The organism is Actinospica durhamensis, assembly GCF_018139695.1.
GTDB classification, from domain to species: Bacteria; Actinomycetota; Actinomycetes; order Streptomycetales; family Catenulisporaceae; genus Actinospica; species Actinospica durhamensis.
Genome location: NZ_JAGSOG010000026.1, coordinates 33,928 through 53,354, shown reverse-complemented (window position 1 = coordinate 53,354; position 19,427 = coordinate 33,928). Strand labels below are relative to the sequence as shown.

Here is a 19,427-nt window from a genome sequence, read left to right as displayed (position 1 = left end):
TTCGCCCGGCGCCCCAATCCGCCGGCGATACCCGAGCACGCCTGGATCAACGAACCGAAACCAGAGACAGAACCCGTCCTACGCTATCCATAACAACAGGCCGTCTTACTTGACTTGACAACTTCCGTCTCGCTGAGTCCTCTCGACGCAGCTCTGCGAAACGAGTACCTCCGCAAGTGGTGCGCCGTCCACGATGTTCGCGGGAATGATAGCCGAACGCTTCGGAAGAATTTTACCCAGAAGACGCGCGAACCCTATATCGGTGAGCTTGCGGGCAATCCGATGCAGCTCACCATCCTGCTCTTCCTGCTCCGCCAGAACGGCGACGCGACACCAAGCCAGCGCACAGAGCTCTATGACGCTTACATGAACATGCTTCTCGCGCGAGAGGCGAATAAGCATCCCGAATCGGTACGGAAGCACCGGGCCGATCTCATGGAGGTTGTGCCGTTCCTTGGCTGGTATCTCCAGTCGCGCGCCGAGAGGGATGGCCACAGTGGCCGCATGGCGCAGGATGAAGTCAAAGCAGCGATGAAGCACTTCCAGCGCGCTTACGGCAAGCCTGAGGAGGTCGTCGACGAGCTTCTCACGGCCGCCGCCGACCGGCTGTGGGCACTCACTGGGAAGGAGCAGGGTACCTACGAGTTTGAGGTGCTGTCGCTCCGGGAGTACTTCGCTGCCCGCTACCTCTATCGGTACGCCGGTGAGGGTGATTACCGGTTCGACCGCACGGTCGTATTCCGTGAGCTTCTTCGACGCCCCTACTGGCTCAATACCCTCCGGTTTTACGGCGGCAACGCCGCCGGCTCTGACATCTATGTGCTCGTGGCGGGCATCAAGAACGAACTCGCCGAAAATGCCTCTAAACAGGTCCGCGTAGCATCATGGAGCCTGCTCACCGATGGTGTGCTCAGCAGTCGGCCGCTCGAGGCCGCAGCAGTCGTTGATGCGCTCACAGACGATCTTGGCTGCCGCCTTCTCATCGCCGCGCTCGATGGCAAGGAGATTTCGCCGTTACCTGAGAGCGCCCAAGCGAATACCGCCTGGTTAAGGATCACATCAGATATCAGTGCGAACCCTTCCGCTCCGCAGAACAACATTCGAGTGCGGGCCCTTCGTGAGCTGCTCGGGCTCAAGGATGAGTTCTCCTCGTGGTGGGCTGAGCGGTTGCGCGAAGCCATCGGCACCAGCATGGAAGCCGTTTGGCTTGCGATCGGCGCTGACTGCGAAGTCGCAGCCGGCAAGGTGCTCGAAGTCCCCGAGCTTCACGCCGAGGACGGGCAGCACGCCCAACTGATCCTCAACACAGGCCTCGTGCCCGCAGCCCACAGTACTCTCGAAGCCGAGCTCATCCAGGCCGTTCTGGATGGGCAGGCTTCCGAGACCACTTCCGTGCGTTCCGAACCGGCACAAATTGCCGTGGCGCTAAGCCCGGCCGAGTTTTACGCGTTCGGGCCCGACATGCCGTATCCGCGCCCGCCTGCCTCCTCCGATATCCGGCGCGGACAGGCCATCCAGTACCTCAAGGGCAAGGCCTCACCCTATGCCAAGATCGCCGGAATGCGTCCGTTCAAGAAGGGCGAGAGAGGCACGACCTTCCCCTGGTCCAGGGTCTCGACCGCGCTCTACCAGCACTGCGGACGGTGCTGGCTCGCAACCGAAATCGCCGTGATCGGTGCCGCGTCGCCTCTCCTTGACGGCCATATCGTCGCCCGCGGCACCGAAGCACTCGGACTCGACAGCCATCCCGCCACCCTCATCGCGGAAACTCGCAAGCACCGAGACGACCAGGACTGGTGGCGCGGGCGACGCCGCGCATGTCAGGACGATCATTCGCGTGCCGAGTGGGCGCTGGCTCTATGGGCCGTAGCGGAAGGCCGTGTGATCGACGACCTCATTGACGACCTCGTTCAAGCCTACGAAAGCACCTCAACGCGACTCCAACGAGCCCTGCGCATTGCGGCACACCGGCTCGGTGCGTCCGGAATCCTCGAAGACCGAGTGATCACCACGACGGGCGCAACCGGAGACATGGCCGGATTGGTGGCCACGCGCAGCGCCCAAGCACAGCCGACGGAGGACTCAGTCACGTGGACTTCCGAGTCTCCTGAAGCAGCGCCCAGGGCCTTGGCTGAAGTGGCTCTCCATGAGAAGTGGCTAAAGGTAGATCAGACTCCGACTTACCGCTGACAAGAATGCATCGCCGGGACGTGATCGAACACATAGTTACAGCGCTGGACGAGGTCGGCAGTGCCAGCGCACTGGAGCGCTTCTTGGCGTGCGCGGAGAATCCTGCTCTCGGAGTCGAGGCCGTGTCTGCAATCCGCAAGCGCACGCAGGCCATGCGCCAAACCGGCGCCGGATAGGGCTCGGTACCGGCCGCGGGCGTGCACTCGCATCGGGCGCGGGGATTGGGCCGGTTCCCGGGTGGCGAAGGATTGCTCGGCCTGGAGTGAGAGCCAGTTCGCCATCTGCGTGGCCAATACCGTGCAGGTGACGAGGGGACAGGGCGTGGGGGCGGCGGCTGCGGTGGCCGTTGCGGGCGCCGCGGTCGCGGTGCCGCCCGTGAAGAGCGTGGCCGAGAACGCGATGACGGCCGAGAGGCGCGTCAGCGACGAAACTGCACGTCGCGTGCGAGCAGAACCGCAAGCTGATGTCCTTGCTGCTGACGGGCGGCCAGCGCGGGGACAGTTCGCAGCTCATCGCCGTGCTCGAACGTATCCGCGCTCCACAGCTCGGGCTCGGACGACCGCACACCAGGCCGATCGGGTCTTGGCGGACAGAGGGCCGACGCCTGCCGGGCCAACCGCGCCTACCTGCATCGACGCCGGATCAAAGGCACGATCCCAATCAAAGTCGAGCGCTTCTTCCGCTACCTGCTTGAAATGAAGTCTTCATTCAACTTGAATGGTCGTGTGCCCTCGCCCTTGCGCGCCATAGATCCGGACCGGCTCAAGGCCCGGCGAGCCGAGCTGGGCATCTCGCGTGCGGAGCTTGCCGCCCGATGCGGCGTATCGACCCGCATGGTCTTCTTCTACGAGGAGGGACGACACACACCGACACCGGCGCGGCTGGAGCGGCTGGCGGCTGCTCTCGGCTGCGATCTCGACCTGCTCACCGGGACGCGGCGCGGGAGCGAGACGCTGGTTGACCTGCGATACGCGGCGGGGCTCACCCTCGAGAGGACGGTCGAACTGCTCCGCGCCACCCCTGTAGGCCGCAAGTTGGGCGTGAGCACGGTCAAGCTCTCAGCTCTCGAACAGGGCCACTCAGTGCGCGGCCGGCATTGGGACGAGCCGGAGACAACGGGGCGGCTGGTCGGCGCGCTCGCCACGGCATTCGGCGTACCCGTACGCATGGTGCTGGACGCATGGCTGCGCATCAGGCCGGACGAGCCCGCGCCGGCGCTGCCTGGGCGACGCGCCGACACACCGGCGAAGACCGCGATCGACATGTGGCAGTCGCTCAACGATCGCCAGCAGATCTACCTCGGTGAGATCATGCGCGACGATCGGATGACCGAGACGGAGATGTGGATGCGCCGGGCCCAGCATCTGCCGGTGCCGCGCGCGGCCCGATGGCGCAAACTGCCACTCACGCTCGGCGCCCCGGCGAGCGTGGTCGGGTACACGCGGCTGCAGGAGCGGCTTCGGCGGCGCGGCGTGCACGATCCCGGCGCCGGGGCCACGGTGCACGCGCTCGCCCGCCGCGGCCTGGTGAAGATCACCGAGGATAGCGTGGAGGTGGCCGGCGTCGGCGAGGTCGAGCGCGTCCTGGTTGAGATCACTCGGACCGGACGTGCCGCTGCGCGCGCGGGACTCGGCGAGCCGCGGGATCCGGGGCCGCCTGAGCATCTGCTGTCCGAGTGGCTGTGGCGGGTCGTGGTGCGCGTCGCGGCTGCGGAGCCGGAAGGCCTAGACGACGACGCGCTGGCCGGCAGGTCGCTGTTCTATATCGGAGTCGGTTACAGCGGCCGGGCCGGTCGCCGTCCGAGCCGGGGCCTTATCGATTCGGTGCCGGTCAAGGCGGAAGACGGATCACATGTCCTCGAGTATCGCTGGTGCCTGACTCCCCTCGGTCGGCGGCACGTGGTGGAGTATCTACCGGCCTACCAGGAGCTCTACCCCCACGTAGAAGTACCGGCACTCGGGTGGGCTCCTGGCGCTCACCAGTGCGGTGATTCGCCCTAGCGCGTCGGATTTCCGCATTCCGGCCACCGGTGTCGGTACGAGACCCTACGCTCGGTGGTGTGACGAGCCTCACCGATGACGAGGGCGCGCCTCGGCCGATGGAGGAGGCGGGTGTCCGTCTCATGGTCACCAGCGCTGCTCTGCGAGCCGCGCAGGCGGCCACCGCCCCGGGCCTTGCTCCTGAAACGCGCCTGAAAACCCTGATGGAATGCCACGGCTTGCTGCTCGGTGCCCGCGGTCCGCTCGCACCGCTGTCGTTCGGGGACTTCAGACGCGCCCTCAGGCAAGATCTCGCGGCGCTGCTTCCTGTCGGTATCGACCCGCTCGACATGCGCGGCCTGACCGTGATCGACACTGAGGGGCGCGTCAGCGAGGACGTGTTCGACCTCGATCTCGAGCAGCGGATGCTGCTGCATGCGTTGCGCAAGCTCGGGAAGAGGGCCGGCACGGTCACCGAGGCCGAGCTCCAGTCCGAGATCGAGCAGGAGATCGCTTTCACGCTGCTGCGCCGGCAGGGGGACCAGGCGATATACGAGAATGGGCGCAGCGACTTGATCCGGCATCCGGCCGGGGCGGTGGCCGACCTGTGCGAGCTTCGGCTTCCGCCGCTGATCGTGGACATGTACCAGGACATCCCCTACGCGTCCGTGTACGAAGGATGGTGGTATCCGTGCCCGGTATGCGCCTGGCCGATGCGCCTGAGCCTGCGGCCGAACGCCGCCGGGGCGCTGATCGGACGGGCCGTGTGCTGGCACGCCCCGCATGCGCACATGGGCGCGGCCTACCTGTTCCAGCCCGGATCCGGTCCTGGTGCCCCGCACCTGGTGCCTGAGCGCGGATTCGAAGGGCTCGCGCCACGCGACGCGGTTCTGCATCCCGATCTGAGCGCGGTCCCGCAGGCGCTGCCCGCCGCGCATCACAAGGCCGTGGCCCGCGGGATCTGGCGCTACACGACAGTGCCCGGCATCCCCGAGCTCGCCCTCTACGACGCCCTGGTCGAGCGCGGACTCGTCGTGCATCTGTGGCCCGTGCTCGACACCTACGACCTGCTCGTCGAGGTCGGGTCCAGAGGCAGGAAGAAGGAGCTGCTGAAGGTGGATGTGAAGGACTACACCTCCGCCGCGACGCTCGGCGAACTCGTTCACGCCCAGGCGGGGGACGCTGGCGGAGCGGAGTGGCTCGTGGTGCCCGACTACCGCGGCGGCCAGGTGCCGCTGTTGTCCGGTGTGTGCGGCAAATACGGGGTGAAGGTCGCCACGGCGACGGACTTCGCGGTGATGGCGTGCGAGCGCTCGGGGGTGGGCTGGGCATGAGCGATCAGGAGATGCCGGTCAGGCAGACCGCAGTGTTCTGTGCGCTGGCGCTCGCCGCCCACTACTTTCCGCTCGCGGTGCCCGGCGATGCGCGCACGGCCGCGCCGTTCGACAAAGCGGCGTTCGAGCTCGAAAGCATCGGATCGACTACGGCGAGGGCCATCCCCTGGTCGGCCAGCCCATCAAGATCTCCGGCGCGTACGAAGGACACAAGAAGGAAGCGCTGATCGAGCTGGGAAGCAACCTCTACGACCTGCACATCCACCGTGAACTCGAACGCACCGCGGCGAAGGACAAAGACGGGGTCCGGGGACGATCGCTGCGAAATTGAACGCTAAGGATCCGCGCTGCTGGTGAGCCGTAGAGACGGCTAACGGCAGTGGGTGCCCCAGGATTCCGACATCGCGTCGGGTCTACCGGGCGGACGGCGGGACGCCGCGGCCGCTGGTGTGCTCAGTTGGTTTTCGTGTTGGTGAGGTGAGTGCCGATGTAGCCCACGATCACGCGACCGGTCGGGCCCTTGGTGTCATCCAGGAAGTAGACCCTGGGCGAGGCGCTGCCCTTGGAATCGAGCTTCAGGTGGGCCTGCATCTCCTTGCGTTCTGAGGGGTCTATCTCTGAGGGGACGGTGAAGAGCCGTTCCGTGCCCCACTTGTTCATCGTGGATTCGGACTCGGCGGTCGCCAGTTGTTTGAGCGGCCAGGTCACCGATCCTGGCCGGCCTGCCGTGCAGTACTGGTGGAAGCCGCCGTTGAAGCCCTCCTTCGCCGCGTCGGCGTAGGAGTCGAGCGCGCGGAGGGCGTTCCATGCCTTGGCCGTCCACACGCGGGCCCGTTCCGCCTCGTCCAGTTGGAGGGCTTTGCCCTTGTCGGCCGTGACCAGGATCCCCTCGAAGGCGTCCAGCCGGTCCCAGAGCTCTTCGAAGGAGTCCGGTGTGCCAGAGGGTTGCTCGACGAGTACGGCGTCCTCGTAGCGGCCCGCTTCGCGAAGCCGGCGCCGGAGCGTGTTCGCCTCGGCCCGTGCCCTCTCCACATCGTCGAGAGCGCGCAGCGCCTCCTCCATGTCCTCGTCCGCTCGGGCGGCGGCCGCGTGGAGCTGATCTTCCAGGGAGGAGATGGTGCGTGTGGAAAGGTCGGCGGTGCGCGAGGCTTCCTTGAGCTCCTCGTCTGCCTGGGCAAGCAGGGCCCTGAGCTCTTCGACGTCGGTGCGCATTTTCGCCAGTTCGCCGGTGGGCCGGGCAGCGGCGAGTGCGGCCTGCCGTTCTTCGCGGCGCCGATGGCCGTCGTCGTCGGGGAAGGAGAGGGAGCGCAGGGCGTCTGGCAGCGGGGCTTCGGTGGATAGCCGTTGGACGGTGCGGGCGAGTCCTCGCCAAGCGTGGTCCTGAGGGTCGCCGAGCCGGGCCACGGTCAGGAATCGGTGGCGTGGCGCGTCGTCCGGCCACGCCGGGTCGACCTCGGGCAGGAAGGTCCGTACCGAGCCGGGCGCAACCCGGTGGTGCTCACCGATCGCGGCGCGGAACGCGTCGACGGTCTCGGCGTCGGTAAGCAGGTACAGCGAGGCCGCCCCGGCGCAGTCTCGCATCACCGCGCCGATGCGCTGTGACCACAGTGGATTGGGACGCAGCGGCTGGGCCGCCACGATAACCGGCATGCGCCGGGCGGGGTCGCACAGCACGTCTATCAGCGCGTCGACGCCTTCGGAGCCCGTGTCGTGAGCCTTGAGGGCCAACGGCGCGGGGCCGTCGACCGGCTTGAACTCCTGGACCAGGTCGCATACCAAGCGCGGCCGTGCGGACGGCAGTGGGGTGCTGCCGTTGGGAAACACCTCCAGGCTCACCGAGAGCAGCGCGGAGGTGTCGTCGGCGGCAACGGCGGTGATGGTGGTGCGCCAGGTGGCCTCGGCCTTGTCCTCGCGCAGCTGAAGGCGTATCGCATGCTCAGCGCCGCTTGTCAGGTAGGACGCCTGGTTGGTCAGGACCGATACCTCGTCGAGGCGGTGATGGCCTGAGGCAGACGGGGCGGAGCCGAACTTGCCGGTGAGCCACCTGGCACTGATGCGGCGGACGCCCTGGAAGGGGTTCTCCGCGTGCGGAACGGTGAGCACCGTCCTGTGCGCGAGCGGATTGGTGCTGAGGATCATGACGTTCTTCACCTCTCCTGGCAGAGAACCTGTTGTATCGAGGGCTCGATGGCCCGCGCGCAAGGCGCGACGGGCGCACATATCAGAGTTGGATCGTCTCGGCGGGCGAGGGCAGGCGGCTTTGGATCAGCAGGCCCAGCCTCCTGCGGCCGGCGTCGCCGCTGAATCCCGAGGCGACCGAGCCCACCCGCCAGAAGTCGGCGCCCGAGCGGGTCGTGCGCTGGCCGTCGTTGTCAACAGCCTCGCCTTCGAGGGTGGGCAGTTCTGTCATGACGTGGGCGTAGGCGTCCGGTTGGCCGAGTCGTCCGCCGTTGCTGCGTACGACTTCGACCACCTGGGGCAGTACGCGGTGCAGTGCAACGGCGCCGTTTCCCTTCTGCAAGACGAAGTCCTGGGCCGCCTCGAAGGGCTCGGGCATGACCTGCTTGATGCCGGTCCAGTACGCGTTGAGCACGGCGGCGACGGTCGCCGCGTCGGCGCGCTTGAAGGAGGGCATGTCGAGCACCGGCTTGAGGGATCGCGCAAACTGCGGCTTGGGGATGGTCACCCCGTCGCCCCTGGTCTTGCGACGGTTCGCTTCCTGGAACCGGCCGCGCCACGGGCCGTCGAGCTTCTCCAGCTCGTCCACGATGGCGTAGGCGCGGGTGACCCAGTCCTTGTCCTCCGCCGCGAGCATCTCTCGCAGCTCGGGGTCGTCCTCGGCCATCTTCGTCAGCAGTTGCCAGGCGAGGTCGGTCTTGACGGGGGCCGCGTTGGTGTTGACCTCGTAGAACTCGCGCATCTCCTCGCCCGGGTCGAGCCCGAGGGTGAGGCTGATGGGCACGGGGAAGTCCTCGTACTCCGTCTGACCGCTCAGCAGCTGGTTCAGGCCGCCCGACCGGTGCTGGCCGTCGTAGATCCACAGCGCCAGACCGGCACTGAACTCGATTCGCCCGGTCCCTATCCAGTTTCCGCCCTCCAGGACGGCGTTCTCGTAGCCGGCCTGGTCCGTGTCCACCACGACGACCACCCGCTTCTCGTCCATGTCCTGCTTGCGCACGTTGACGAGCAGCGGGTTGGGCATCCGGCCCTGCTTCTCGTCGTAGTATCGCGCCGCCTTGCGGACCCGGGCAGTGACGGGCGCGCGCTGGTACCCGGCGTTGGTGTCCGGATCGAAGATGTCGATCCTCTGGTGCTCCGACACGGTGACGGCGTCGGTGAACGCCTGCAGCATACGGGTGCCCCGCTGCACACACAGCGCACCCGCGATCTGAATGGTCCCCTTGTGCTCCGACATCCTCAGCCCAACCTTCCGGACGCTTACGGAAAAAACTCAGTCAGATCTTAACCTTAGATCTTATTGTCAGATCTGTCAAATAAGATCTGATCCGAAGATCTTCCGAAGAGCTTCGGTGGGCCCCGTTTCCGTTTCTCAGAAACGGTCCATTCCCGGAGAAGATCAACATCGGAGCGCGGCACCGGGCACGAGGGCCCGAATTCTTCTCAGAACCCGTTCTCACGGAAGTTCGGCCCGGACCCCGTTGTGCGAAATGTTTGTGAGAGAATCCACGGTGTGACGGACCATCAGAACCTGCCCGAATCCGACACTCCCGACGCGGACGACGTCGAGCGGCACCCGTGCCCGCGGTGCGGGGCCGAGCCGGGCTCGCCGTGCCGCGCGCGCTCGGGCGCGGTCGCCGGGATCTACCACACCGGCCGGTTCAAGAAGGTGCCCCGTCTCGCCAAGGAACTGCGCGTACCGACCCCGGCCGACCGCGGCCCGGGCCAGCCCTGGCGGCCCGGCACGGCGCCGCCGACCCCGATCGCCCAGGATTCCCCGAGTGCGGACATCCGCGTCGGCTACGCCCGATGCAGCACGCTGACTCAGGAACTCCAGTCCCAGCTCGACGCGCTGGCGGCGCACGGCATCCCGAGGGAGAAGATCTTCGCGGAGAAGGTCAGCACCCGGGTGCGGGTGCGCCCGAAGTTCGAAGCCGCCCTCGCGCTCGCCCGTCAGATCAAGGCGCACGCCCCGCACTGCCGGGTGATGCTGACGGTGTACGAGATGAAGCGGCTCGGGCGCGATGCGGCCGAACTGACCGCGCTGGCGGACCACCTGCAGGCGCACGGCCTCGTCCTGGAGATGCTCGCCGGCCCCCTGCCCGGGATCTACGACCCGACCGGGCCGGGGCGGATGCTGTTCGGGTTCTTCGCCGCGATGGCCGAGACCGAGCGGGAGAACATCCGCGAGGCCACCCTCGAAGGCCTTGACGCCGCCGCGCGACGCGGCAAGCTCGGCGGGCGCCCCCAGGTGATCACCGACGACATGCTGCACACGGTGCTGCGTCGGCGGGCCGCGGGCGAGTCCGTCGAGTCGATCCGCCCGGACCTGATCATCCCCACGGGCAAGCGCGTCGGGAAGAACCCGAGCCTCGCGAGCATCTACCGGGCGCTTTCCGAGCATGAGAACGCGCAGGCCTACCCCGAGGCCGTCGAAGCCGCCCGCACCGAATACGCCGCCCTCGCCGACGCGACGAGCGGCCACGGGCTGCCGCGCCCGCGCCCGGCCCGTGTGCTCGACCCCGTCGATGCGAAACTGCGCGACCGGCTGCAAGAACAGGCCCGACCCTGACACCGCCCGCCCGCGGGAGTGCGGCGGTGTGTGCGGTCGCGGCCGCGCCGCGGGCGCCGTTAGGGTCGGGGCATGAGTTCTGATTCTGTCGCCGGGCTCTCGGAGTGGGACGCGTCGCTGCCGCGCAAGCGCATGGCCGCCTCCGTGCTGTTGTTCGACGATCTCGGCCGGGTGCTGCTGGTGGAGCCGACGTACAAGCCGTACTGGGATCTGCCGGGCGGCGCGGTGGAGCTCGGGGAGTCGCCGTTGGAGGCGGGGCGCCGGGAGGTGAAGGAGGAGCTCGGGCTCGACGTGGTGCCGCGGCGGCTGGTGGCGGTGGACTGGGTGCCGCCGCGGCCCGAGCGCAGCGAGGGGCTGATCACGGTGTTCGACGGCGGCGTCCTGGCGCCCGAGCAAGCAGCGGGGATCGCGCTTCCTCCCGAGGAGCTGCGCTCGTGCGCGTTCGTCGACCTGGACGGCGCGCGCCGACTGCTCTCGCCGCTGCTGGCCCGGCGCGTCGAGTCGTGCCTGGCGGCGCTGGATGTTCCGGGTGGCCCGGTGTATCTGGAGAACGGCGTGCCGGTCAGCTGATCGTGACCGGGTCGGTCCCGCTCCAGGCGATCCATTCGCCGTGCGGGTGGTAGTCGGCCAGGCGCCAGGTGGCCTCGATGTGTCCGGCGACCGCGACTGACAGCTGGAGCCGTGGCTCGTCGGGGTCGGTGCGTGGTTCGGCGTGGATCCAGTAGATCGGCCGGTCGGCCGAGAGCTGCGGTACCAGCTGCTCGAAGCGTTCGCGGGCGGTCGGCGGGAGGTGGGCGAGGAACGCGGTGTGCATCAGGCACACCGCGTGCTCGACCGGGGCGTCGGCGATCGCAGCGGGCAGCGTCGCGGCGGCGTCGCCGGTGTAGAAGCGGGGCCGCTCGCACCGGGCCGCGATGCGGGTGGCGGCGCGAAGCCGTTCCAGGCGCTGCGGGTGGTCGGGCCAGACCAGGGCGGAAAGCCACGCCTGGTCGGCGGGGTCGTTGGCGTCGAGGGGATTGAGGTCCAGTCCGGCGCGCCAGGCGATGCGCAGGGCGGGCAGGGTGATCGGGGCCTGGTACGGCCCGCGCGGTTCGCAGTCCAGTACGAGCTCGGCGGACGGGTCGCCGACCGGGGCCAAGCCGTAGCGGTAGGCGTAGCGGTCGATCAGCAGGTTCAAGCCCGCGCTGGTGCCGGCCTCGATGAGCGCGAGTTCACGACCGCCGGTGAGCGCAGCGACGAGTTGGAGCGCGGGCAGCAGGTAGGCGCAGCGGCGCACCTCGTTGGTCTGCACGGTGCGCTGCCCGATCAGGGTTTTGAGCTCGACGCTGCGTGCCAGCGCGAACTCGCGCAGCGCCGGCCCGGCCGCGCCCGGGGGCGCGGGCGTCCGGGTCAGGGTCGGGTAGAACCCGGCCAGTCGGTGCTCGGGGGTCTCGGCCAGCAGGTAGTGCACGGCGGCGAGCATCAGGTCCGGCGCGCTCTGCCCGGACGGGGCGTGCGCGGCGATCGTCAGCAGCTCCTGGTCCTCGGCGATCACGGCACCCAGGACCGCGTACAAGGGCGCGTAGGCGCCGGTGCGCACGGCGGCGAAGTGCCGGAACCGGGCGGCCAGGGCGTCGGGGCCGGTCGGCTGGCTGGTCGAAAGCGTGTCAGGCACGGGCGGGCTCCTCGGTGAGTCGGTCGCGCCGCAGGTCTGACGGCCTGTCAGTGCGGTGCGTGTCGGTCGGCGTGCCGGTCAGGATGCGTCCGGCGGAGCGCAGCAGTTCCTCGCCGATCCCGTCCGCCAACTGCAGGGCGTCCAGGTCGCGGCGGGCCTTGACCAGGCGGTGGCCGTCCTGGAAGCCGAACGCCCCGACCAGCAGGGGCAGTTCGTGCGCGGCGCGGTGCGCGGTCGCGACGCCGGTGGCTTTTCCGGTGCGGGAGAACACGGCGGCGTGCGGTGAGCCGGTCTCGGCCAGGCGCAGCGCGGCCAGGGTGTGCAGCAGCGCGGCGTTGATCTGGGCGTGGCTCTCGCCGAGGCGGACCAGCGCGGTGTCGCGCAGCGAGGTGAGGATGCCGCAGGCCACCCGGGCGCGCAGGATCCCGGTGACCGCGGTGTGCACGCCGGCGGCGGTCCCGAGGGCGGTGGCGGTGACCAGGGGGCGGAAGACGGCGAAGTGCTCGTCGAACACGCGCAGCCCATCGCCCGGGGCGCCGATCAGATCGTCCTCGCGCAGGTGGACCTCGCCCAGGTGCAGCGAGCCCCAGGACCACCCGGACAGCCCGGCGGGCCGGTTGGCGGTGCGTAGCAGGCCGGGCGCGTTCGCCGGGACGAGCGCGGCACTGACCCCGCGGTCCTCGATCGTGGCGAACACGACGAAGGCGCCGGCCTCGTCCAGCCGGGAGATCCAGGTCTTCTCCCCGGTCAGCCACCAGCCGCCGCCCGGACGGCGGCGCGCCGCGGTGGTGATCGCGGGCAGGCGCGAGCCGCCGTGGCGTTCGGTGGCCGCGATCCCGACCAACTCACCAGAGGCCAGCCGCGGCTGCCACACGGCGCGTGCTGCCGGACTGGCGTGGGCCTGGATCATCCGGCCGTGGCCGGGGCCCGTGGCATCGCGCAGGTCGGTGTCGTAGAACCCGGCGATGAACTGCATCAGCCCCTGGACGGCCAAGCCCCGCCCGCGCCCGCCGTGCGCGGGCGGCAGGCATACGTCGGCGAACCCGGCGCGGGCGAGCGCGCCGCGCAGTTCCAGTAGCTGCGCCGGACGCCGCCCGGCGTCCGGCGCAGCCGAGGGCAGCGCCGCGGCCAGGGCGTGCTCGAACTCGTCGAGCAGGTCCCAGTCGCCGGGGTCGAGTCCGGGCAGGGCCGGGCGCAGCGGAGCGAGCCAGGCCGGGAGTGCTCCCAGGTTGTTCACGCGGTCTCCTCCTTTCGCTGCTGCACGCGGGCCGGGACGCCGTACGCCCTCGCACCGGGCGGGATGTCGCGGGTGACCACGGCCCCGGCGCCGACCAGGGCGCCTTCGCCGATGGTGATCCCGCCCAGGATCACGGCCCCGGATCCGACCTTGGCGCCGCGCTCGAACCTCGGCGGGGCGAGTACGGGTTCGCGCCCGGTCTCGCGCCAGATCAGTTCCTTGTCGTTGACGGTGCGGATCCCCGCGCCGAGAAACACCCGGTCTGCGACCTGGACCTCGGAGGTCAGGTGGGTGAGCGGTGAGCAGCGCACGCCGTCGCCGATGCGGGTGGCGCGCTCCACGCTCATGCCGTATCCGAGCTGGCTGCCCGCGCCGATCACGACGAGCGAGCGCAGCAGGGTGTGGTGGCCGATCGCGCTGCCGGCCCCGATGCGCACTCCGGCGTACACGATCGCCCCGGAGCGGATCACGGCGTTCTCGCCGATCTCGGTCGGGGCGCCGGCGCCGGGGTAGTTCTGGCCGACCGCATAGCCGAGCTCGGGCTTGCCGACCACGGCGTGCTCCTCGATCCGGGCGCCCGCGGCGATGCTCACCCCTCCGTGCACCACGGCCCCGGCCTCGATCCTGGCGCGTTCGCCGATCAGGATCGGGCGCAGCGTGCCGAGGTGGTCGGCGGGCTCGAACACGGCGGACACGGCGATGTGCGCCCCGTCGCCGATCTCCAGCAGTCCGGCCTCGACCAGATCCCTGACATCGGCCCGGAGCTGCGGCCTGCGGGTGGCTCGCTGGGTCATCTCGCACCCCTTTCCCCCTGGTGCCCGGCGCCGGGTCGCGGAGGCCGGGCAAGGTTTGTCGATGACACCAGGAGACCGCACGGGCACGTGCGCGGGCGAGAGCATCCGCGAGCAATCCGCTGCCATTGGCAGAGAACTGATAAACGGATGGCAGCAGGCGGCGGGTCGTCAGCCGAGCAGGTCCAGGACGGCCTGGTGGTAGGCGGCCTGGACCGGAACGATCGAGGCGATGCGGATGCGTTCGTCGGTGGCGTGCAGCCCGACGTACTCGACCCCGAACCCGGCGGTGGCCGCCACCCCCAGCCCGGCCAGGTAGTTGCCGATGTTCGACGGGCCCGCGACCTTCGGCGCGGTCTGCAACCCGACGTCGTGCGCGGCCTTGAGCAGCGCGGTCGCCAGGGGATGGTCCTCGGGCAGCCGGTAGGGCGGCCAGGCCATCACCGTGTGCACGTCGGTGGCCGCGGTGCCGGGCCAGCGCCCGTCCACCGCGGCGACGCGCTCGCGCAGCAGCGCCACGGCGGCGGCCTGGTCGAAGTCGGGCGTCAGGCGCACATCGATATGCAGGTGGGCCAGGTCCGGGGTCACCGAATATCCTTCGCCGGCGTGGATCTCGGTCACCGACAGCTTCGGCGCCAGCCCGAACCAGGACGCGTCGGCCCCCGGAAGCGGCTCGTCCAGCGCCGCGATCAGCGCGGCGGCCTTGCTGATCGCGTTCGGCGACGCAGCCCGCCCGCCTGAGTGCGCGGCGACGCCGTGCACGTCCAGGCGCAGCCGCAGCACCCCGCGCCCGCCGACCACGACGTGATCGGCGCCGGGATATCCGATCATCACACCGTCCACCCGGCCCGGTGCCTGCCCGCCGGCCATGTAGGCCTTCGCTCCGCCGAACCCGCCGGTGTGCTCGTCGGCGTCCAGCAGCACCACCAGGTCACCCGCCAACCGGTCCGCGACCTGCGCCACGCGCGCCGCGAGGTGCAGGAAGATCGCCGCTCCGGTCTTCGAATCCGCCGACCCGCGCCCGTGCAGCCACCCGTCCTCGATGACGCCCGCCGTCGGCGGATGGGTCCAGGCGTCGAGGTCGCCGAAGGGGGCGGTGTCCACGCACGCGTCCAGCACGATCCGCGGCCCCGGCCGACCGCCGCGGATCTCGCACACCAGCCCCACCACCGCGCCGTCTTCGCCGTGCAGGCGGCGGTACGCCAGCCCCGCGCCGGCGAGCCAGCCCTCCAGCGTCCCGAGGATCGGCTCGTAGTCATCGACACCGGCCCGGCTGCGAATGCGCACCAGGCGTTGGGCGAGATCGAGCACGGCCTCGCGATCGTCCTGCGCAGCGGCCATCGGACCGACTGCGACACCTTCCTCGTACCGCTCCTGCGTGCTCATTTCGCCACCGCCAGTTCCCTGATCGCCTCGATGGACTCGATCCGCCGGGCCCCGGCATACGCCTCACGCCCGTGAGCCAGCAGCCCGGCCGCCGCCTCCTTGCCCAACAGGATGCCGGTATCGAAGGACTCCGCGGTAGAGACCGACGGAATGATCGCGACCGCGTCGCGCTCCGACGCCACGAAGAACCGCTCCGGGGTGCGCGCCGTGTCCGCCACGATCCCCAGATGCAGCGTCTTGCACCCCATCGAGCGGTCCGCCGGATCACGGATCTCCAACAGCCGCTCAAGATGCCGGACCAACTCGCCATGCCGGGGCGGACCGTAGAGCACCCGGTAATGCACCAGACCGGGACGGGCCGCCAACGCCGCCTCGATCGATTCGAGATACGCCGTTGAACGCGACCGAGACCCGGTCACGACAAGGTGCTCCTGAGCGTCGTGCACGACCTCCACCATCCCGGCCAGCAGCGCCCGATAACCCACCAGCACCCGCAACGCCCCCAGGTCCCGCTCGACCGCCGCGGGCCCCGGCCCCCGGGCCGCGGTGTCGTCCTGGTGGGCGAACAAGGCCTCGGGTCCCTGCCCGTACACGGCGCACAGCACCCGCCGGTACCGCGCCGACGTCCGGATCTTGCCCAGCTCCCACGCCGAGACCAGAGACGCCGTCACCCCCGACTCCCCGCCCGGCGAGCGCGCGTCGATCTGCTCGACCACCTCCTGCAACGTCCAGTTCCGGGCCCAGCGCGCCGCCCGCAACCCGGAGACCGGCCCGCCACGCGAAACGCTCCCACCTACCTCACCACCGCCCATGACCTCCCTATACCCTCCCAGAGCCCTGATCACGGCATCGGGCGCAGGCGCCGGCCGCCGCCGGGTGACGGCGGCCGCCGGGTGACGGCGGCCGCCGGGTGACGGCGGCCGCCGGGTGACGGCGGCCGACGGGTGACGGCGGCCGACGGAGCGAAGGCTATTCGCCTTGCTCGCCGCCGAGCGGGCGCAGCGCGCGCAGCTGCCCGTCGGTGTGGGTGCGCACGATGGGGTAGCGGCCGTGGAAGTTGATGTGCTCGAACCCCAGGGGAGACAGGCGCGCGCGGATCTCGCTCGAAAGACCCCAGCCCTGAGCTTCGAGCTCGTTCACGGCGGCATCGATATACAGGCTATTCCAGTAGACAACGGCGTTCAGGGCCAGGCCGAGCGCGCCGAGCTGGTCCTCCATGCCCTCGCGGTAGCCCGCCCGCAGCTCCCCGAGCCGACCGAAGAAGATCCGCCGGGCCAGGGCGTGACGGGCCTCGCCGATGTTCAACTGCACCCCGATCATCCGCCGATAGGCCTCGTCATCGATGTACTGCAGCAGGTGCAGGGTCTTGAAGATCCTCCCGTAGTGCGCGAAGGCCTCCCCGAGCCCGGTGGTGCGCCCGTCCGTGCTCATCATCCGCAAAAGGTCGTGAGCCCGGACCCGGCCGGTCTGCAGGGAGCCTGCGACCCGCAGCATGTCCTCCCAGTGCGCGACGATCTTCTCGGTCTGGATCCGCTGGCGCGAGACCGCCTCCAACGGGCCGTAGTCCGCATTCATCTCGAAGCGCCACAGCCGCGCATCCGAGATGTCCGCGATCCGCGGGGAGAACTGATAGCCCAAGATCGCGAACAGGCCGAACACCAGATCGCTGTACGAGGCCGTATCGGTGATCACGACCTCGGGACGGATGCCCGCCTCGATATTGATCACCGCGTCGAGGATGCCGAGCGAGTCGCGCAGCGTGCCGGGCATCACGATCCCGCCAAGCCCCATCACCCGGTCCGAGACGACGTTGAGCCAGGTCGCCCCGCGCCCGTTGCCGAAATACTTCCGGTTCGGACGGGCGTGGAGGTTGCGCACCGGGACGGCGAACCGCATCCCGTCGGCAGAGGCCACCAGCCCGCCGCCCCAGTGATCACGCGCGATCGGGATCTCGCCCTGCCCCTTCACGAGCAGGGCGGAGGCGGCAGTGATGCCGGGGAGGTTGAAGTGCCCGTAGTCCACCCCGACCAGCCTTCCCCGCGTCAGCGCAGCCTCGCCCGGCTTGACTACCGGATCCAGCCCGATGTTCGTGGACTTCGACACCAGCAGCGCCGTCAGGGATATCTCCAGATCCTCCCGCCGCGCCGCCAACCCGCTGATGTGCTCGAACGCGCCGAACACGCCGGTGTGCGCATGCACCTCCAGCAGCAGCTCGGGATAGTCGACCTTCGGCATCATCGCGTCCACCGCGTCCCGCACGCTCTTCATCCCGGTCGGCTCGATCTCCGCATCCAGCCGGTCCACCCGCAGCCGCCCGTCGCGAACCGACGCGCTCGCGTTGTCCGGCAGCGCCTCGGCCACGTGCCGGAAAGTCTCATCCAGCAGCAGCCGCAACTCCCCGAGGTGCTCCTCCGCGCTGCCCGGCAGATCCAGGCCCGCAGTCACCTTCTCCCGCGCGGCCGACCACTCCGGCCCGGCCAGCAGCCGCGCGCGCGGATCACCCCACACGTCCGCGCCGAGCGCGAAAACGTCCCGCCGCTTGAGCGCGGTGTGCAGGGTGTCGAGCACGCAGAACGTCCACGCGGACTTGTCGATCAGCCCGGCCGGGGCCAACTCCGGATTGCCCAAGACCAGCCGCTTCCAGGTGCCGTCCGCCAGCAGCCGCGCATCGACGTGCGCCGGGGCGGGCTTGCGCCGCGCAACCACCGTCGGCAGCGCCTCCAACGCGGCGATCACCGGGGCGCCGGCCTCGGTCGTGCCCCACGGCACCACGTCCCCGAGCAGCGCGATGAACGGGCGCACCGTCGCGTAACGCTCCATCAGCTGGGAGCGCCACGCGGCGTCGGCGTCCCCGTCGGCAGGCGGGGGAAGCACCTCGGCCAGATCCGCCATCGCCTCGATCAGCTCCTGACGGGTCACCACCTGCTCGATCAGCGTCCACGCCTCGGCGACGCTGACCGGACCGGCGCTGCCCTCGGCATCGGCCGGGGTCTCCAAAAGCACCTCCACCGCCGCGCCCACCTTCGCCGCGGCCTTGCGCAGCTTCGGCCAGGTCCGCAGCTTCTCCTTCACATCCGCCCGCTGCGCCCGCGCCAACAGCTTCGTCGACATCAGCACGTCGAACAGCGTCAGCGCGTCATCGACCGAGGAGGACTCCAGGTGCCGGACGATGGACAACAGCGTCGCGGTGCGCCGCGGCTCGGCCAGCTCGCGCAGCTTCGGTGCCTTCGTCGCCAACCCGAACCGCGCGAGCTCCGCCGTCTTGACCTCCGGCACCCGCCACAGATCCACACCCCGGGCGTTCGTCTCCCTGATCTCCTGCGCCAGCAGCAGCGAGGTACGCTGCCCGCGCCCGGAGACATCCCGCACCGGAGTGCGCCACCGCTCCAGCGTCGAGACCCTCTGGCCGTCCGGCACCGTGAGCACCCCGAGCAGCGTCCTGCGCAGCTCCGGGCTCACCTCGGCATCCATCACCGCGTTGATCAAAGCCTGCTCGCCGGCGCGGACCTCGGGCACCAGCCGGGCGAGCGTGGTGATCCTCGGCAGCAGCACCCGGTGCTTGATCAGCCAGACCACCGCCCGGTCGAACAACGCCCGGGGACCCTCGTTCGAGACCCACACCCGGCCCGCGACGAACGCCCGCAAATCCAGCTCCGCGGCATCGAACTCGCGGAACCCGAGCAGGCCGCGGATCTCCCGCGCGTGCTCGTGCTGGGTCGGCAGCCGGTCAGGATACTGCTTGAGGCTGGCCGCATCCACCCCGCCGACCTGCTCCGCCACAAACTCGGCGACCACCTCCGGGACCTGCGAGGGCTGGGACAGGAACATCCCGAGCATCCGCACCGTGCCCCACTGCACCGCCCAACCCAACCGGTTGTACCCGCGCCGCTTCGTGCGGGCCAGCTCCAACGCGGTCTCGTCCAGGAGAAAGAACTCCTCCAGTTCCTGGGGCGTCGGGTCACCAGCGAACCGGCCGTAGCGGGCCACCTGCTCTTCAGAAAGATTCTCAACTGACATGCCGCCAGAAGCTAGCCCTGGTCACAGGCATGATCAACTCCGAAGTGCTTAGCGTTCAATTTCGCAGCGATCGTCCCCGGACCCCAAGA

At 69.6% G+C, this 19,427-nt stretch carries 14 protein-coding genes; 6 read left to right on the top strand and 8 right to left on the bottom strand.

Translation table 11 applies throughout. From position 1 onward, the window contains the following. The first annotated feature begins 282 nt into the window (after positions 1 to 282). From KDL01_RS08455 to KDL01_RS08440, 4 genes are all read left to right on the top strand, one after another. On the top strand, positions 283 to 2,190 hold the full coding sequence (locus KDL01_RS08455; protein ID WP_212527814.1) for an NACHT domain-containing protein: 1,908 nt from the start codon (positions 283 to 285) through the stop codon (positions 2,188 to 2,190). A gap of 695 nt (positions 2,191 to 2,885) precedes the next feature. Then, entirely contained in the window at positions 2,886 to 4,190 is a 1,305-nt protein-coding gene (locus KDL01_RS08450; RefSeq protein WP_212527813.1) for a helix-turn-helix domain-containing protein, read from the top strand. Positions 4,191 to 4,249: 59 nt separating this feature from the next. Continuing rightward, positions 4,250 to 5,503: a restriction endonuclease-related protein gene (locus tag KDL01_RS45165; RefSeq protein ID WP_212527812.1), complete on the top strand. Its 1,254-nt coding sequence runs from the start codon at positions 4,250 to 4,252 to the stop codon at positions 5,501 to 5,503. Further along, positions 5,500 to 5,730: a hypothetical protein gene (locus KDL01_RS08440; RefSeq protein ID WP_212527811.1), complete on the top strand. Its 231-nt coding sequence runs from the start codon at positions 5,500 to 5,502 to the stop codon at positions 5,728 to 5,730. Before KDL01_RS45165 ends, KDL01_RS08440 begins: the two co-directional genes overlap by 4 nt. Positions 5,731 to 5,956: 226 nt before the next feature. On the opposite strand, the gene KDL01_RS08435 is transcribed toward KDL01_RS08440, so the two are convergent. Together KDL01_RS08435 and KDL01_RS08430 are read right to left on the bottom strand one after the other, a co-directional pair. Then, the gene (locus KDL01_RS08435; protein WP_212527810.1) at positions 5,957 to 7,642 is read right to left on the bottom strand and encodes a hypothetical protein; all 1,686 of its coding nucleotides are present in this window, start codon (positions 7,640 to 7,642) and stop codon (positions 5,957 to 5,959) included. Between the two features lie 82 nt (positions 7,643 to 7,724). Further along, positions 7,725 to 8,918 (bottom strand): DGQHR domain-containing protein, encoded by a 1,194-nt coding sequence (locus tag KDL01_RS08430; protein WP_212527809.1) that lies wholly within the window; start codon positions 8,916 to 8,918, stop codon positions 7,725 to 7,727. 276 nt (positions 8,919 to 9,194) lie between these two features. Between KDL01_RS08430 and KDL01_RS08425 the strand changes: the two genes are divergently transcribed. After that, the gene (locus KDL01_RS08425; protein ID WP_212527808.1) at positions 9,195 to 10,253 is read left to right on the top strand and encodes a recombinase family protein; all 1,059 of its coding nucleotides are present in this window, start codon (positions 9,195 to 9,197) and stop codon (positions 10,251 to 10,253) included. A gap of 72 nt (positions 10,254 to 10,325) precedes the next feature. Continuing rightward, positions 10,326 to 10,823 (top strand): NUDIX domain-containing protein, encoded by a 498-nt coding sequence (locus tag KDL01_RS08420; protein WP_212527807.1) that lies wholly within the window; start codon positions 10,326 to 10,328, stop codon positions 10,821 to 10,823. Here the strand turns inward: KDL01_RS08420 and KDL01_RS08415 are convergent. From KDL01_RS08415 to KDL01_RS08390, 6 genes are all read right to left on the bottom strand, one after another. After that, complete coding sequence (locus KDL01_RS08415) at positions 10,816 to 11,907, bottom strand: DUF2332 domain-containing protein (RefSeq protein ID WP_212527806.1); 1,092 nt, start codon at positions 11,905 to 11,907, stop codon at positions 10,816 to 10,818. The genes KDL01_RS08420 and KDL01_RS08415 overlap by 8 nt on opposite strands. Beyond that, positions 11,900 to 13,144, bottom strand: a complete 1,245-nt coding sequence (locus KDL01_RS08410) for an acyl-CoA dehydrogenase family protein (RefSeq protein WP_212527805.1) — start codon at positions 13,142 to 13,144, stop codon at positions 11,900 to 11,902. Before KDL01_RS08410 ends, KDL01_RS08415 begins: the two co-directional genes overlap by 8 nt. Continuing rightward, a complete protein-coding gene (locus KDL01_RS44445; protein WP_212527804.1) occupies positions 13,141 to 13,938 on the bottom strand; it encodes a DapH/DapD/GlmU-related protein in 798 nt (265 codons plus the stop codon). Before KDL01_RS44445 ends, KDL01_RS08410 begins: the two co-directional genes overlap by 4 nt. A gap of 168 nt (positions 13,939 to 14,106) precedes the next feature. Beyond that, positions 14,107 to 15,321, bottom strand: coding sequence for a M20 family metallopeptidase (locus KDL01_RS08400; protein ID WP_212527803.1), 1,215 nt, complete (start codon positions 15,319 to 15,321; stop codon positions 14,107 to 14,109). Beyond that, positions 15,318 to 16,037 carry a hypothetical protein gene (locus KDL01_RS08395; protein WP_212527802.1) on the bottom strand — a complete coding sequence of 240 codons (720 nt, stop codon included), beginning with the start codon at positions 16,035 to 16,037 and terminating at the stop codon, positions 15,318 to 15,320. Before KDL01_RS08395 ends, KDL01_RS08400 begins: the two co-directional genes overlap by 4 nt. 253 nt (positions 16,038 to 16,290) lie before the next feature. After that, positions 16,291 to 19,338: a Tn3 family transposase gene (locus tag KDL01_RS08390; protein WP_212527801.1), complete on the bottom strand. Its 3,048-nt coding sequence runs from the start codon at positions 19,336 to 19,338 to the stop codon at positions 16,291 to 16,293. Positions 19,339 to 19,427: the final 89 nt, after the last annotated feature.

Coding starts and splice junctions, on each gene's coding strand:
- KDL01_RS08455 (WP_212527814.1), top strand. CDS start 283: ATGCAGCTCACCATCCTGCTCTTCCTGCTCCGCCAGAACGGCGACGCG.
- KDL01_RS08450 (WP_212527813.1), top strand. CDS start 2,886: ATGAAGTCTTCATTCAACTTGAATGGTCGTGTGCCCTCGCCCTTGCGC.
- KDL01_RS08440 (WP_212527811.1), top strand. CDS start 5,500: ATGAGCGATCAGGAGATGCCGGTCAGGCAGACCGCAGTGTTCTGTGCG.
- KDL01_RS08435 (WP_212527810.1), bottom strand. CDS start 7,642: ATGATCCTCAGCACCAATCCGCTCGCGCACAGGACGGTGCTCACCGTT.
- KDL01_RS08430 (WP_212527809.1), bottom strand. CDS start 8,918: ATGTCGGAGCACAAGGGGACCATTCAGATCGCGGGTGCGCTGTGTGTG.
- KDL01_RS08420 (WP_212527807.1), top strand. CDS start 10,326: ATGAGTTCTGATTCTGTCGCCGGGCTCTCGGAGTGGGACGCGTCGCTG.
- KDL01_RS44445 (WP_212527804.1), bottom strand. CDS start 13,938: ATGACCCAGCGAGCCACCCGCAGGCCGCAGCTCCGGGCCGATGTCAGG.
- KDL01_RS08400 (WP_212527803.1), bottom strand. CDS start 15,321: ATGAGCACGCAGGAGCGGTACGAGGAAGGTGTCGCAGTCGGTCCGATG.
- KDL01_RS08390 (WP_212527801.1), bottom strand. CDS start 19,338: ATGTCAGTTGAGAATCTTTCTGAAGAGCAGGTGGCCCGCTACGGCCGG.